The following is a 14516-nucleotide window of genomic DNA, read 5'->3' on the forward strand; positions in this document are numbered from 1 at the left end:
GTCCGTCCATGGGCACTTCTTGGAAACATTGGATCATGGCGCTGCTGCTCGGCAGCGCGGCGGCGCTTGCCGGTGCGCAACAGCCGGCCAGTGCGCCAGCCGCCAGCATGCCGGTGAACCCGGCCGTTCAGTCGGCTCAGCCTCTCTCCAACATCGTCTCGGAAAATGTATTCGACCTGAAAAAGCGCGACCTTGCCAAGGAAGCGAAGGACCAGGCTGCACGCCGGACGACCCAACCCGGCAATAACGCCCCTGTCTGGCGCGAGGTGAATTCTGACCAGGCGCACTACGCCAGCATTCCTGGGCTGGAGGCGGGTGTGCTGATCCAGCGCACGGGGCAGAAATGGCGCTTGTTCCGCAATGGCGTCATTACCGTCTGGGGCGGCTGGCTGGTCGTGCTGGTGCCGCTTCTGATCTTGGGCGTATTCCTGTGGCGAGGCCCGATTCGGCTGAAGGAAGCGCCTACCGGCCGCGTCATCGAGCGCTTCACGCCCACCGAGCGCTACGTGCACTGGACCATGGCGATTTCGTTCGTCACCCTTGGCGTGTCGGGCATCATCATGCTCTGGGGCAAGCACTTCCTGCTGCCCGTGATGGGCCATCAGTTGTTTGGCTGGCTGACGTACGTGCTCAAGAACCTCCACAACCTGCTTGGGCCGCTGTTCACGGTCAGCATCATCGTTGCGTTCGTGATCTGGGTACGCGACAACCTGCCGCGCAGCGGTGATCTGAAATGGCTGCTGACCCTGGGCGGCATGTTCTCGTCCGAGCACGGTGCCGAAGTGCCGTCGCATCGCTTCAACGCCGGCGAGAAAATCTGGTTCTGGGTCGGCATGGTTATGCTTGGACTGGTGCTATCGGTGTCAGGCTGGATGCTCGACCGCATCGTTCCGGGTGTCGATTACTACCGCAGCACCATGCAACTGGGCGAAATCATCCACGCGATTGCCGCAGTGGGCATCATCTGCCTGTCCCTGGTCCACATCTACGTCGGCACGATCGGCATGGAAGGCGCATATCGCGCCATGCGCGAAGGCTATGTCGACGAGACCTGGGCCAAGGAGCACCACGAGCTTTGGTACGACGACGTCAAGGCCGGCAAGATCCCGGCGCAGCGCTCGCAGCCACCAGCGGCCCGCCCGAGCGAGCAGCCGGCCAAGTTGTGATGCCAGCCAAGGCGATCGATTCAAGGAAACTCACCATGTATCCGCTGACAATGAAGCGTGCCCTGGGTACGACCCTTGCTGCCACCGCACTGAGCTTGGCAAGCGGATGGGTCTGCGCCAAGCTGCCCGCGCCCACGGACGCGCAGAAAGCCAAGGCCGAAGCCGACAAGGCCAAGGCTGCCTGGGGCGACAAGGTGGCCGCATTCCACTTGTGCAAGGCCCAGGACAAGGCTGTCGGCGCCTACCAGGCCAGTGGCAAGGGCGCCCATACGCAGCCGGGCGCACCGTGTGTCGATCCGGGCCCGTTCGTCCCGCCGGTGCCTGTCGCCCCCGCCACGGGTCCGGTACCCGCGGCAAAAGGCTGATCCAGCGCAGATGTTGCGCATTCATCATCCGGCAGTACAATCGTCCGCTCCCTGAGTGAACCCTGACTGGAGGTGACACATGAAGCAACTCGTGATTGGACTTGCCACGATCGGCCTGATGGCTGGCTGCGCATCGAACACCGCGTCGACTGCCAAGATGGCCGATTCGGGCATGGCGGCTTCGGCAGTGCTGGCGCCCAAGAGTGGCAGCACCGTGCAGGGCAGCGTGAAGCTGGCGCAGCAAGGCGACAATCGGGTTGCCATGGCCGTGGACATTTCCGGCCTGCCGGCCAACGGCATGTTTGGTTTCCATGTACACGAGAAGGGCGACTGCTCCTCGCCGGACGCCATGAGTGCAGGCGGCCACTTCAACCCGACCGGACAGCAGCATGGCGATCCGCGCCACGGCGCGCACCATGCCGGCGATATCCCGATGCTGCAGTCGGACGCCAACGGCAAGGCCGTTGGTTCGATCGTTCTTTCCGGCGTGACGCTCACCCCTGGTCCGACCAGCCTGGTAGGCCATGCGCTGGTTGTGCATGCCGGCAAGGACGATTATGTAACCCAGCCCACCGGCAACTCCGGCGGGCGCATCGCCTGCGGCGTGATCGTGGCGAACTGATCGCCGGACTGTCGCGCCCGTCCGAGGATGGGCGCCTGCCGGCTGCCGATGCGCACGCTTGCCGTGCGCATTTTTGTTTGAACGAAAACCTGATGCCACTGCGCCCCGAACTGACCAACGCTTCTGTTCCGCTTCTCGACGAGGTCGAAGTCCTCGACGAGCTGGGCCGTGCACGCACGGTCCACATCCCTGGCGAACGGCCGCTGACGGTCTATCTCGACAAGCGCGAACTGGTGACGCTGATGACGCTGGGCGGCGCGCCCGAAGCCCTGGTGCTCGGTTATTTGCGCAACCAGCGTCTGGTCGGCAGCGTGGCAGAGATCGCCTCCGTGCAGGTCGACTGGGAGACCGAATCGGCCGCCGTCACGACGCGCGGCGGGATCGCCGACCTCGATGAGAAGACCGCCCGACGCACTGTCACCACGGGCTGCGGGCAGGGCACCGTGTTCGGGTCGCTGATGGACGAGATTGACGCCATCCACCTGCCGCCCGAGGCGCGCATGACGCAGACGACGCTGTACCGCGTGGTCGATACCATCCGCCTGCAGCAATCGATCTACAAACAGGCGGGCTCGGTGCACGGCTGCGCGCTGTTCGATGCACGCGGCGAGCTGTTGATCTTCATTGAAGACGTCGGCCGCCACAACGCGGTGGACGCCATCGCCGGCCGGATGTGGCTCGAAGGCATGGACGGCGGCGACAAGATTTTCTACACCACCGGGCGCCTCACCTCCGAGATGGTCATCAAGGGCGCGCAGATGGGGATTCCGTTCCTGCTGTCGCGCTCGGGCGTCACGCAGATGGGCCACCAGATGGCGCAGCGTGTCAATCTGACGCTGTTTGCGCGGTGCACTGGCCGACACTTCCTGCTCTATAGCGGACGTGAACGTTTTGTGGCCGAACCTGAGATGGCGGGCGTCGTCGGCCCTCGCGGTGAACTGTCCCAAGCCGTGGCGTCGGGGCATTAAGCGGCTGGCGCTGGCCGTTGCAAGGTATCGGCCACCACAGGGTTTTCCATCACAGGTTTGGGAGTACAATCCGCCTTCCGATGCGGGCCCGGCCGCCGGCGTGACCAAATGGGGACAGTTTTCGCACCGCGAAGCCTGCCCCCATTTGTTCATCCAAGGTACCTGGACGCTCCATGAGCATCAAATCCGACAAGTGGATCCGCCGCATGGCCGAGCAGCACGGCATGATCGAGCCGTTCGAGCCCGGCCAGGTGCGTGAATCCGACGGCCGCCGCATCGTTTCCTACGGCACGTCGAGCTACGGCTACGACATCCGCTGCGCCGACGAATTCAAGATCTTCACCAACATCAACAGCACCATCGTCGATCCGAAGAACTTCGACGAGAAGTCGTTTGTCGACTTCAAGGGCGATGTGTGCATCATCCCGCCGAACTCGTTCGCGCTGGCCCGCACGATGGAGTATTTCCGCATCCCGCGCACGGTGCTGACCGTGTGCCTGGGCAAGAGCACGTACGCGCGCTGCGGGATCATCGTCAACGTCACGCCGTTCGAGCCCGAGTGGGAAGGCTACGTGACGCTGGAGTTCTCCAACACCACGCCGCTGCCCGCCAAGATCTACGCCGGCGAAGGCTGCGCGCAGGTGCTGTTCTTCGAGAGCGACGAGGAATGCGAAACCTCGTACAAGGATCGTGGTGGCAAGTACCAGGGCCAGCACGGCGTGACGCTGCCCAAGACCTAGTTTTTGTAGTCCGTTTCCGCGCGTTCAGGCGTATCCGGAGCGGTGCCTTTAGCTTCATCCATAAGGAACCACGATGAAATTCCGCTTTCCCGTCATCATCATTGACGAGGACTTCCGCTCCGAGAACATCTCCGGGTCGGGCATTCGGGCGCTGGCCCAGGCCATCGAGCATGAGGGGATGGAGGTGACCGGCCTCACCAGCTATGGTGACCTGACCTCGTTCGCCCAACAGTCGAGCCGCGCGTCCACCTTCATCGTCTCGATCGACGACGATGAATTCATCAACCCGGACAACGACAAGCCCGAACCCCAGGCGGTTGAGAACCTGCGCGCCTTCGTGGCCGAAGTGCGTCGTCGCAACGCGGACATTCCCATCTTCCTGTACGGCGAAACGCGTACCTCGCGCCATCTGCCGAACGACGTGCTGCGCGAGCTGCACGGCTTCATTCACATGTTCGAGGACACGCCTGAGTTCGTGGCCCGACACATCATCCGTGAAGCCCGCAACTACCTCGATTCACTGCCGCCGCCGTTCTTCAAGGCGCTGATCGACTACGCACAGGACAGCTCGTATTCGTGGCACTGCCCGGGGCACTCGGGCGGCGTGGCGTTCCTGAAGAGCCCGGTGGGGCAGGTGTTCCACCAGTTCTTTGGCGAGAACATGCTGCGCGCCGACGTCTGCAACGCCGTGGAAGAGCTCGGCCAGTTGCTCGACCACACGGGCCCGGTGGCCGCGTCCGAGCGCAACGCTGCGCGTATCTTTGGCTCGGATCACATGTTCTTCGTGACCAACGGCACGTCGACATCGAACAAGATGGTGTGGCACGCCAACGTGGCGCCCGGCGACATCGTGGTGGTGGACCGCAACTGTCACAAGTCGATCCTGCACGCGATCATGATGACGGGCGCGATCCCCGTGTTCCTGATGCCGACGCGCAACCACTTCGGCATCATCGGGCCGATCCCGAAGAGCGAGTTCGAGCCCGAAACGATCGCCAAGAAGATCGCCGATCACCCGTTCGCCAGCCAGGCCAAAAATAAGAAGCCGCGCATCCTGACCATCACGCAGGGCACGTACGACGGCGTGCTGTACAACGCCGAGATGATCAAGAACATGCTGTCGACCGAGATCGACACGCTGCACTTTGATGAAGCGTGGCTGCCGCATGCGTCGTTCCACCCCTTCTACGAGGACATGCACGCGATTGGTCACGGCCGCCCGCGCAGCAAGGACGCGCTGGTGTTTGCCACGCAGAGCACGCACAAGCTGCTGGCCGGCCTGTCTCAGGCTTCGCAGATCCTCGTGCAGGATTCGGAAACGCGCAAGCTCGATACGTACCGCTTCAACGAGGCGTATCTGATGCACACGTCGACGAGCCCGCAGTACTCGATCATCGCTTCGTGCGACGTGGCCGCGGCAATGATGGAAGCGCCGGGCGGCACTGCGCTGGTGGAAGAGAGCATTGCCGAAGCGCTGGACTTCCGCCGCGCCATGCGCAAGGTGGAGCAGGAATACGTCGGCACGAACGGTGGCAGTGGGCGTGGCGACGACTGGTGGTTCAAGGTCTGGGGCCCGAACGACCTGTCCGACGAAGGCATCGAGGACCGCGAAGCGTGGATGCTCAAGGCCAACGAGCGCTGGCACGGCTTCGGCAACCTGGCCGAAGATTTCAACCTGCTCGACCCGATCAAGGCCACCATCATCACCCCGGGCCTGGACGTCGATGGCAAGTTCAGCGACTCGGGCATCCCGGCCGCCATCGTGACGCGCTACCTGGCCGAGCACGGCATCATCGTCGAGAAGACCGGCTTGTACTCGTTCTTCATCATGTTCACCATCGGCATCACCAAGGGCCGCTGGAACTCGATGGTGACCGAGCTGCAGCAGTTCAAGGATGATTACGACAACAACCAGCCGCTATGGCGTGTGTTGCCGGAGTTCGTGCGCCAGTATCCGCAGTACGAGCGCATCGGGCTGCGCGAGCTGTGCGACAGCATCCACAGCGTCTACCAGGCCAACGACGTGGCTCGCGTGACGACGGAGATGTACCTGTCGAACATGGAACCGGCGATGAAGCCGTCGGACGCCTGGGCCAAGATGGCTCACCGTGAAACCGAACGCGTGGCAATCGACGACCTGGAGGGCCGCATCACCGCCATCCTGCTGACGCCGTATCCGCCGGGCATTCCGCTGCTGATCCCTGGCGAGCGCTTCAACAAGACGATCGTGCAGTACCTGCAATTCGCCCGCCAGTTCAACAAGCTATTCCCGGGCTTCGAGACCGACATTCATGGTCTGGTCGAGGAAGAGGTCGACGGCAAGATGGGGTATTTCGTCGACTGCGTGCGCTGAGTTTCAGCCACACAAAACAGAAACGCCGCGCTGAGTTGATCAGCGCGGCGTTTTTGTTTGAAGCGTGCAGCCGATTATTCAGCCAGCGCGGCCCGTGCAAACGCAATGGCCTGCTTCACCTGCTCCGGCGCCGTCCCGCCGATGTGGTTGCGCGAAGCGACTGAGCCTTCCAGCGTCAGCACGGCGTGCACATCGTCGCTAATGAGGTCGGACTTGTCGCCCAGGCCGCAGATGTCACGTAGTTGCGCAACCGACAGGTCTGCCAGGTCGCAACGCAGGTCGTCGCACGCGCGCACGGCGTGGGCCACGGCTTCGTGTGCATCGCGGAAGGGCAGGCCGCGCTTGACTAGGTAGTCGGCCAGATCGGTGGCGGTGGCGTAGCCCTGCAGCGCAGCGGCACGCATGGCGTCGGCCTTGACGGTGATGCCCGGCACCATGTCGGCAAAGATGCGCAGCGTGTCGACCACGGTATCGACGGTGTCGAACAGCGGTTCCTTGTCTTCCTGGTTGTCCTTGTTGTACGCCAGCGGCTGGCCCTTCATCAGCGTGAGCAGGCCGATCAGGTGGCCGTTGACGCGGCCGGTCTTGCCGCGCGCCAGTTCCGGTACGTCCGGGTTTTTCTTCTGCGGCATGATCGAGCTGCCCGTGCAGAAGCGGTCCGCAATGTCGATAAAGCCCACGCGCGGGCTCATCCACAGCACCAGCTCTTCAGAGAAGCGCGAGACGTGCGTCATGACGAGCGCGGCGGCGGCGCAGAATTCGATGGCGAAGTCGCGGTCGGACACGGCATCCAGCGAGTTGCGGCACACCCCGTCAAAGCCCAGTTGCTGCGCGACGAATTCGCGGTCGATCGGGTAGCTCGTGCCAGCAAGCGCCGCGGCGCCCAGCGGCAGGCGGTTGACGCGTTTGCGGGCGTCGAGCATGCGCTCGGTGTCGCGCGTGAACATCTCGACGTAGGCCAGCAGGTGGTGGCCGAACACCACGGGTTGCGCGACCTGCAGGTGCGTGAAGCCCGGGACGATGGTGTTGGTGTGCTGCTCGGCCAAGTCCAGCAGCGCGCTGCGCAGGGCCTTGAGCAGACCGACGATGTTGTCGATCTCGCTGCGCAGCCACAGGCGGATGTCGGTGGCGACCTGATCGTTGCGCGAGCGGCCAGTGTGCAGGCGCTTGCCGGCGTCGCCCGCCATGGCGGTCAGGCGCGCTTCAATGTTCAGGTGAACGTCTTCCAGGTCCAGCTTCCACTCGAACGTGCCGGCCTCGATCTCCTGGCGGATCTGCGCCATGCCTTTTTCGATGGCAGCGCGGTCGGCTTCGGCGATGATGCCCTGCTTGGCGAGCATGGCGGCGTGCGCGAGCGAGCCCTGGATGTCGAACAGTGCGAGGCGCTTGTCGAAGAACACCGACGCGGTATAGCGCTTGACGAGATCGGACACCGGCTCGTTAAAGCGGGCGGACCACGCTTCGGCCTTCTTGGCGAGTTGGGAGGTCATGGGCGGACAGCTGGAGGAGCGCGGCCAGCGAGGCACCAGCCGCAAATTCAGGAAACCGCGATTATATCGCCCGCAGGGCCCTCCGGCCGCCTGTCCGGCGCGAGCTACAGCGTGCTGTCGATCAGCGCGCCCTGGAGCACGACCGGCCCGATCGGCCCCTCCGGATTGGGCGAGCCACCACGCGGCTCGACGCTGATGGCCAATGCAGGCGATTGCAATTGCCCAAGCGGCTGCGCCACGATCAGCCGCACCGTGCGCTGACGGCCGGTCACCGCAAGTGATCCCGGATGCCCGTCCGCAGGCAAGGCCCAGCGTTGCAGGGCCGGATCCGCAGTCAGTGGCGTCGCATCCAGTCGCTTCAGCGACAGCAGGCGTGTGCCTGCATCCCAAGCGGCCAGGACGGCGGCCCGTGCTTGCGCGTTCTGCAATACGGCCACCGCGCTGACCCTGAGCGCCTCGCCCAACGGGTGTGCCATCCGCGGGTTCTGCCCGACGGCAACGGGCGCAACGAGCGCTGCCACTGACGTGTCGGCGCGCCAGAGGCCAGCACCAGAGGTTGACCAAGCTTTCCTGCTAGACGTCCTCCGCCAATCCTTCCTGACCAAGATACGCAGCGCGAGGCCAAACAGTTTCGGCGCACAACGCGCATGGAGGGTCCGCTGGCCATCGCGATCGCGGAGGCCGACGCGCTGCAGCACGGCAGCCAGGGCTTCCGCATCCGCACCTTGCGCTCGGCTTGGTGCTGCCGACGGCGATTGGTCGGCGTCTTGCCCTACGGGATCTGCATGGGAGCGTAGGACGGTGAACGCGGGCGGGCTTTGTGAGGCGGTCTGCCCCAGGGTAGGAAGAAATCGCACCCGCGGCGCAATACACGTCGTCCGAGCCTCGGTTTGCATCCAGTTGGCGGTGCGCTGCGTATACGTAGTCAGGCGTCCGACAAACGCCCACGGCTTGCCGCGTCTCTCACGAACGCAAAGGAGCGCGCCGATGGATCGGACCATTGAGATGGATCGATTCGATGCCGATACCCGGCGCATGGACACGCGCCGGCGGGCGGCTTTGCCGCCGGACTGGAGAAGGGCGCCACGTCCGCGTACGTCGGCGTGATGCCGAATTTCTACACACGCGACCTGACCAAGGCCGCCGCCAGCATCCTGGGCGACGAGGCGATGCACTGGGCCGTGCTGCTGTCGGTGCTGGGTGAAGACCCGGTGCCCGTGGCTTTCGTCAGTTGATCCGCATCTGAGCGTCTGAAGCTTTCCCGGCCGCTACGCCGTCTGCTCGTTCGGCGTAGCGGTTTTTTTTGGGGTCTCGAAGGCCTCGACGATGCAATCCATCAGCGCACGCACGCGGGCGGTCTTGTGCAGGTCGGCATGCGTGACGAGCCAGACATCCTGCATGCCGCGGCGGTGACGCAGGACGCGCACCAGATCGGGATAGCTCTCGGCACGGCGGCAGACCAGTTCGGTGAGACCCATGCCCCCGGCGACCGCTTCCAGGATCGCCATGGCCGAATTGCTCTGCAAGACGACGCGCCCCCGCGAGATGGGCTCGCCGCAGAGGTCTTCCCACATCCACGGCACCTCATTGCGTGGGTACAGCACCAGATCGTGCCCCTCGAACGCCGTGCCCTCTTCTGGCTCCCCACGCGCGGCGACGTAGCTGCGCGACGCATAGATACCTGTTTCCATCTGGCCGATGCGGCGCGCAATGAGGTCCGGCGCATCCGGCCGCAGCGTACGCACGGCGACATCGGCTTCACGCTTGGTCAGATTGGCGATGCTCTTGGAGGCGATGCAGACCACGTCGATGCCGGGATGCCGTTGCCGCAACTGTGCAATGGCCGGCAGCACGAAAGCGGCGGCCATCGTGTCGGTCGTGGCCACGCGTATGGTGCCAGCCAGTTGCTCATCGATGCCGGCCACGCGCCGCTCGATGGTGTGCGCCGCCTGCTCCATGGCCTCAGCGGGGCCGATCAGCGCTTCGCCGGCAGGGGTGAGGACCAGTGCCGTCGAGGTGCGCAGGAACAGTTTCGCGGCCAGTTCGCCCTCCAGCGCGGCAAGGCGGCGGCCGACCGTGGCCTGGTCGACCCCCAGGCGTTGTGCTGCCCCACGCAGCGTTCCGGTACGTGCGACGGCAAGGAAGATGCGCGCATTGTCCCAGTTCACGTTTAGCTCCGGTTTCGATTGGCAGGCAGATGCAAATTTGCAGTGGCGCAATGCGAAAACGCTGCTTTTTTGCATGCATCGCCGAGCCTACACTTGGCTGCGTGAAATTGCCAAACGGTTCTGCCATGTCTTCCTGCAACGCCCAAGCCATCGGTGCCGCCTCGTGCTCCGACCTGCAACCGCACCTCAGCCGGTGGCGCCGCAATGCCACGCTGGGCATCCTGACATCGGGCGTCTTCATGGCGGTGCTCGATACCACCGTGGTCAACGTGGCGCTCATTGCCATGCGCGACAGCCTGCACAGCAGCGTCGCGGAGCTTGCGTGGATCGTCGATGCGTACACGCTTGCCTTCGCCGCGTTCATCCTCACCGGCGGGCTGCTGAGTGATCGCATCGGCGCGCGGACCGTGTTCATCGCCGGGATGGTGGTGTTCATCGCGGCTTCGGCCGGCTGCGGGCTGGCGCCTTCCGTCACCACGCTGATTGCCGCGCGCATCCTGCAGGGTGTAGGCGCGGCGATGTTCCTGCCGAGTTCGCTCTCGCTTATTCGCAGCACGTTCGCGGACCCGCACGAGCGCGCCTGGGCCATTGGCCTGTGGGGCGCCATCGTCGCGACGGCCGCAGCCGTGGGCCCGGCGCTGGGCGGCGTGCTGGTCGACACATACGGCTGGCGCAGTGCCTTCCTGATCAACGTGCCGCTGGGCGTGGTCGGCATGCTGGGCACGTGGGCGATCGTGCGCCATGTGCAGCCTGCTCGCGCCAGGCCGTTTGACTGGGCAGGGCAGGCGACGAGCGCGGTGATGCTGGCGGCGCTGTGTTTTGCCGCGATTGAATGGCCGGTGCGCGGCGCGCTATCGCCTTGGGTGTGGGGTGCCGCACTGCTGATGGTGGTGTCCGGCGCGCTGTTCGTCCTGGCGGAACGCCGGGCGCATGCGCCGCTGGTGCCGCTGGCCTGGCTGGGGCATCGCACGCTGGGCGCGGTCAACGGCGTGGGGTTTCTGCTGAACTTCGGCTATTACGGCGCCCTGTTCGCGCTGAGCCTGCATTTGCAGAACGTCGAGCATCTGAGCGCGCGCCAAACGGGCCTGGTCATGCTGCCGATGGCGGTGAGCCTGTCGGCAGGCAACATCTTCGCGGGCAAGCTGATGGCGCGCTTTTCGCCGCCGACGATGATGCTGAGCGGCCTCGTGATCGGCGCAGCGGGTTTGCTGGCAACGTCGGCTGCGCTGACGGGCCATGTGAGCCTGTGGGTGGTGAGCGCGACGATGATGGCTTACGGCGGCGGTACCGCGCTGGCGATTGCGCCCATGACGTCGACCATCCTGTCCGCGGCGCCGGGCGAGCTGGCCGGCACGGCGTCGGGCTTGCTCAACGCCGCGCGGCAGACCGGAAGCTTGCTGGGCGTGGCAGCGGCGGGCGCGGTCGTCACGGTGGTGCCCAATCTGACGCACGCCTCGCCACTGGTGTTTGGCCTGATGACGCTGTCGTACGCCGGCGCGATGGCGATGGCGTGGCTGAGCCGGCGCCCGGCCGCCACCGCGCTGGCGGCCTGATCAGCCGCTGTTGCGAAGCCCGGCGGCAATCCCGTTGATCGACAGGTGGATGCCGCGCCGCACGCGGGCATCGTCACTGCCGGCCTTGCCCGAGCGGAAGCGCTTGAGCAGTTCCACCTGCAAGTGGTTCAGCGGGTCCAGGTACGGGAACCGGTTCTTGATGGAACGTGCCAGCAGCGGGTTGTCCGCCAGCCGCTCCGATCGCCCCGTGATGGCCGCCAGCACCTGTTCGGTCAGCGCGAACTCGGCCGAGATGCGCGAGAACACCGCGTTGCGGAGCTTGCGGTCTTCGCACAGTTGCGCGTAGCGCGAGGCCACGTTCAGGTCGGCCTTGGACAGCACCATGTCCATGTTCGAGAGCAGGTTCGCAAAGAACGGCCACTGCTTGTGCATGCGCTTGAGCGTGGCAAGACGCGCCGCCTTCGCCTTGGCGTTGCCGGCGTCATCGAGCCAGCGCTGCACCGCGCTGCCAAAGCCGAACCAGCCCGGCAGCAGCAGACGGCATTGGCCCCATGAGAAGCCCCACGGAATCGCGCGCAGGTCTTCGATGCGGCGGTGCTTCTTGTCCATCAGCTTGCGCGAGGCCGGGCGCGAACCGAGGTTCAGGTCGGCAATCTCGGTGATGGGCGTGGTGGCGAAGAAGTAGTCCTTGAAGCCCGGGGTCTCGTAGACGAGGTTGCGGTACGCGGCGAAGGCGTTATCCGACAGCGCCTGCATGGCGGCTTCGAACTCTTCCAGGCCCTTCGGACGGTTGCGCGTGGGCAGCAGCGTCGCTTCCAGCGTGGCCGCGACGATGGTTTCCAGGTTGCGCCGGCCGATCTCCGGATTGGCGAACTTGCTGGAGATGATTTCGCCCTGCTCGGTCAGGCGGATCTGCCCGTTCACCGTGCCCGGCGGCTGCGACAGGATGGCCTGGTAGGTCGGGCCGCCGCCGCGGCCCACCGTGCCGCCGCGCCCATGGAACAGGCGCAGGCGCACGCCCTTGCGCTCGAACAGCTCCACCAGCGCCAGCTCGGCCTTGTACAGCTCCCAGTTGGAGGTGAGGAAGCCGCCGTCCTTGTTCGAATCCGAATAGCCGAGCATGACTTCCTGCTCGTTGCCCTGCGCGGCCAGCACGGCATCGAAGCCGGGCAGGGCGAGCAGGTCGCCCATGATCTGCGGGGCATTACGCAAGTCTTCGATGGTCTCGAACAGCGGGATCACCATCACGTCGAGTGCTGCGCCACCGCCGCCGTTCATGCCGGTCCGGAACATGCCGGCTTCCTTCTGCAGGAGCATCACTTCCAGCAAGTCGGACAGTGTCTCGGTATGCGAGATGATGTAGTTGCGCACGATGCGGTTGCCGTAGCGGGCGCGCACTTCGCGGGCAGCACGGAAGATGTCGATTTCCGACGTGGTCTGCTCGCTGTACGCATGGAACGGCAGGGTCAGCAGACGCGGCTGCTGCAGTTCGCGCAGCAGCAGGGTGCGCTTGTCGGCCTCGGACAGCGCAGCGTAGGCGCCCTCCACGCCGGCAACCTTCAGCAGCTCGGCGACGGTGGCTTCGTGCACGTCCGACACCTGCCGCAGGTCGATCGACGAGAGGTGGAAGCCGAACACGTCAATCGCGCGCGCCAGCGATGTCAGGCCCGCATCGGCCAGCGCCTCGCCGTGATGGGCGGCCAGCGAATCGGTGACGATCTGGATGTCGGCGCGCAGTTCATCCGCGCTCGTGTATGCCGGCGCCGGGCCAACGGCGTGGCGGCCGGCGTCTTCACCGGTGAGCTCGCGGCAGGTGGCGGCCAGGCGCGCGTACACGCCAATCAGCGCGCGGCGGTACGGTTCATCGGCGCGATGCTCGGAGCGGTCGGGCGAGCGCTCGGCGAGCGCCAGCAGCTCGGCGCTGACCTCCACCTGCGACGTCGACATCGAGAGCTCGGCGCCGAGCGCGTGGATTTCTTCGAGATACCAGGTGAGGATCACGCTGGCCTGCTTGCGCGCGGCATAGCGCAGCGTCTGCGCCGTGACGAACGGATTGCCGTCGCGGTCGCCGCCGATCCACGAGCCCATCTGGAAGAATGCCGGCAACGGTGTCGGTTCGCCCCGTGCCCCGCGGCGCGGGAAGACGCTGGCGATGTCTTCCTCGAGCTCCCGGTACATCGCGGGAATCTCGCGCAGGAAGGTGGTCTGGTAGTACGACAGTGCGTTCTCGATCTCGTCGGCCACCATCAGGCGCGTCGTGCGCAGCATGCGGGTTTGCCACAGCTTGGTCACGTGTGCGCGCAGGAGCGTCGTGTTGCGTTCGCGTTCGCGGGCGGTGAGCGGCGTGTCGCGCTCGGCCAGCAGGCGGGCGATTTCACGCTGCGCATCCAGAATGCTCTTGCGCTGCACCTCGGTCGGGTGGGCGGTGAGCACCGGCACGATCAGCGCGGCGTCGAAAAAGCGGCGCAGCGTTTCGCCGGAGATGCCCTCATCGGCAACGGACAGCAGCGCATGCATCAGGCTGCCCGCCTGCGGCGAGGACCCCGCCAGCGCGTGCACGCGGCGACGGCGGTTGTGATGCTGGTCTTCGGCAATGTTGGCCAGGTGCGAGAAGTAGCTGAACGCACGCACCACCGAGTTGGTCTGCTCACGCGAAAGCGCCTTGAGCAGGCGGTCGAGTTCCTGCTCGGCCTGGCGGTCGCCGTCACGGCGAAAGCGGACGGCGGTCTGGCGGATGGTTTCGACGGTTTCGAACGCGGCAGCGCCTTCCTGCTCACGCAGCACGTCGCCCAACAGGCGCCCCAGGAAGCGGATGTCTTCTTTCAGCGGCTGGTCTTTTGCCGCTGCGCTGCCCGACGAGCGGCGCGAGGTCGGTCCGAGTGATGCGCCGTTGGTCGCTTCCACGACATTGACCTTGGGAGCCGGCCTGCTGGTGGTTTTGGCAGTCTTGGCAGTCTTGGCGGTCTTGGCCGTCTTTGCGGGGGCGGCGGGGGCCTTTCGGGCGGGGGTCGCGCGCGAGGAAGCTCGGCGCGCGGCGGACTGCGTCATGGTGTCTCCTGGGTGATAGCTGGGCAGGATCAAGGGTGCCTGCCGGCCGTGGTTTTCTGCATCACTTCCACGTGATGGCCGG

General features: G+C 65.4%; 11 protein-coding genes and 2 pseudogenes. 8 read left to right on the forward strand and 5 right to left on the reverse strand.

The window, feature by feature from the left end:
- Positions 1-8: 8 nt before the first annotated feature.
- From R2N03_RS01985 to R2N03_RS02010, 6 genes are all read left to right on the forward strand, one after another.
- Positions 9-1166: a formate dehydrogenase subunit gamma gene (locus R2N03_RS01985; RefSeq protein ID WP_316654606.1), complete on the forward strand. Its 1158-nt coding sequence runs from the start codon at positions 9-11 to the stop codon at positions 1164-1166.
- Positions 1167-1201: 35 nt separating this feature from the next.
- On the forward strand, positions 1202-1531 hold the full coding sequence (locus R2N03_RS01990; protein ID WP_316654608.1) for a hypothetical protein: 330 nt from the start codon (positions 1202-1204) through the stop codon (positions 1529-1531).
- 79 nt (positions 1532-1610) lie between these two features.
- Entirely contained in the window at positions 1611-2153 is a 543-nt protein-coding gene (locus R2N03_RS01995; RefSeq protein ID WP_316654610.1) for a superoxide dismutase family protein, read from the forward strand.
- Between the two features lie 92 nt (positions 2154-2245).
- Entirely contained in the window at positions 2246-3121 is an 876-nt protein-coding gene (locus R2N03_RS02000) for a formate dehydrogenase accessory sulfurtransferase FdhD (protein WP_316654612.1), read from the forward strand.
- Positions 3122-3294: 173 nt separating this feature from the next.
- Positions 3295-3861: a dCTP deaminase gene (gene dcd / locus R2N03_RS02005; protein WP_004632155.1), complete on the forward strand. Its 567-nt coding sequence runs from the start codon at positions 3295-3297 to the stop codon at positions 3859-3861.
- 73 nt (positions 3862-3934) lie between these two features.
- Complete coding sequence (locus tag R2N03_RS02010) at positions 3935-6214, forward strand: arginine/lysine/ornithine decarboxylase (protein ID WP_232040727.1); 2280 nt, start codon at positions 3935-3937, stop codon at positions 6212-6214.
- Positions 6215-6288: 74 nt separating this feature from the next.
- Here the strand turns inward: R2N03_RS02010 and argH are convergent, their stop codons facing one another.
- The 3 genes and pseudogenes from argH to R2N03_RS20990 all read right to left on the reverse strand — a co-directional run.
- Positions 6289-7704 carry an argininosuccinate lyase gene (gene argH / locus R2N03_RS02015; protein ID WP_232040723.1) on the reverse strand — a complete coding sequence of 472 codons (1416 nt, stop codon included), beginning with the start codon at positions 7702-7704 and terminating at the stop codon, positions 6289-6291.
- Positions 7705-7808: 104 nt separating this feature from the next.
- Entirely contained in the window at positions 7809-8225 is a 417-nt protein-coding gene (locus R2N03_RS20985; RefSeq protein WP_343228921.1) for an anti-sigma factor domain-containing protein, read from the reverse strand.
- Positions 8226-8253: 28 nt separating this feature from the next.
- Positions 8254-8543: pseudogene (locus R2N03_RS20990) on the reverse strand (RNA polymerase sigma factor); the annotation flags it as partial.
- A gap of 219 nt (positions 8544-8762) precedes the next feature.
- Here R2N03_RS20990 and R2N03_RS02025 point away from each other — a divergent pair.
- Positions 8763-8939: pseudogene (locus R2N03_RS02025) on the forward strand (ferritin-like domain-containing protein); the annotation flags it as partial.
- A gap of 33 nt (positions 8940-8972) precedes the next feature.
- On the opposite strand, the gene R2N03_RS02030 reads toward R2N03_RS02025, so the two are convergent.
- The gene (locus R2N03_RS02030) at positions 8973-9872 is read right to left on the reverse strand and encodes a LysR family transcriptional regulator (protein ID WP_316654624.1); all 900 of its coding nucleotides are present in this window, start codon (positions 9870-9872) and stop codon (positions 8973-8975) included.
- A 125-nt stretch (positions 9873-9997) separates the two neighbouring features.
- Between R2N03_RS02030 and R2N03_RS02035 the strand changes: the two genes are divergently transcribed.
- Positions 9998-11425, forward strand: coding sequence for an MFS transporter (locus R2N03_RS02035; protein WP_316654626.1), 1428 nt, complete (start codon positions 9998-10000; stop codon positions 11423-11425).
- Here R2N03_RS02035 and ppc read toward each other — a convergent pair whose 3' ends face one another.
- Entirely contained in the window at positions 11426-14434 is a 3009-nt protein-coding gene (gene ppc, locus R2N03_RS02040) for a phosphoenolpyruvate carboxylase (protein ID WP_316654628.1), read from the reverse strand.
- Positions 14435-14516 lie beyond the last annotated feature (82 nt).

This window comes from Ralstonia condita, assembly GCF_958405655.1.
In the GTDB taxonomy this organism is placed as follows: Bacteria; Pseudomonadota; Gammaproteobacteria; order Burkholderiales; family Burkholderiaceae; genus Ralstonia; species Ralstonia condita.

Bases quoted from the DNA above. Each gene is read 5' to 3' on its own strand.
- R2N03_RS01985 (WP_316654606.1), top strand. From the start codon at position 9: ATGGGCACTTCTTGGAAACATTGGATCATGGCGCTGCTGCTCGGCAGC.
- R2N03_RS01990 (WP_316654608.1), top strand. From the start codon at position 1,202: ATGTATCCGCTGACAATGAAGCGTGCCCTGGGTACGACCCTTGCTGCC.
- R2N03_RS01995 (WP_316654610.1), top strand. From the start codon at position 1,611: ATGAAGCAACTCGTGATTGGACTTGCCACGATCGGCCTGATGGCTGGC.
- R2N03_RS02000 (WP_316654612.1), top strand. From the start codon at position 2,246: ATGCCACTGCGCCCCGAACTGACCAACGCTTCTGTTCCGCTTCTCGAC.
- dcd (WP_004632155.1), top strand. From the start codon at position 3,295: ATGAGCATCAAATCCGACAAGTGGATCCGCCGCATGGCCGAGCAGCAC.
- R2N03_RS02010 (WP_232040727.1), top strand. From the start codon at position 3,935: ATGAAATTCCGCTTTCCCGTCATCATCATTGACGAGGACTTCCGCTCC.
- argH (WP_232040723.1), bottom strand. From the start codon at position 7,704: ATGACCTCCCAACTCGCCAAGAAGGCCGAAGCGTGGTCCGCCCGCTTT.
- R2N03_RS02035 (WP_316654626.1), top strand. From the start codon at position 9,998: ATGTCTTCCTGCAACGCCCAAGCCATCGGTGCCGCCTCGTGCTCCGAC.
- ppc (WP_316654628.1), bottom strand. From the start codon at position 14,434: ATGACGCAGTCCGCCGCGCGCCGAGCTTCCTCGCGCGCGACCCCCGCC.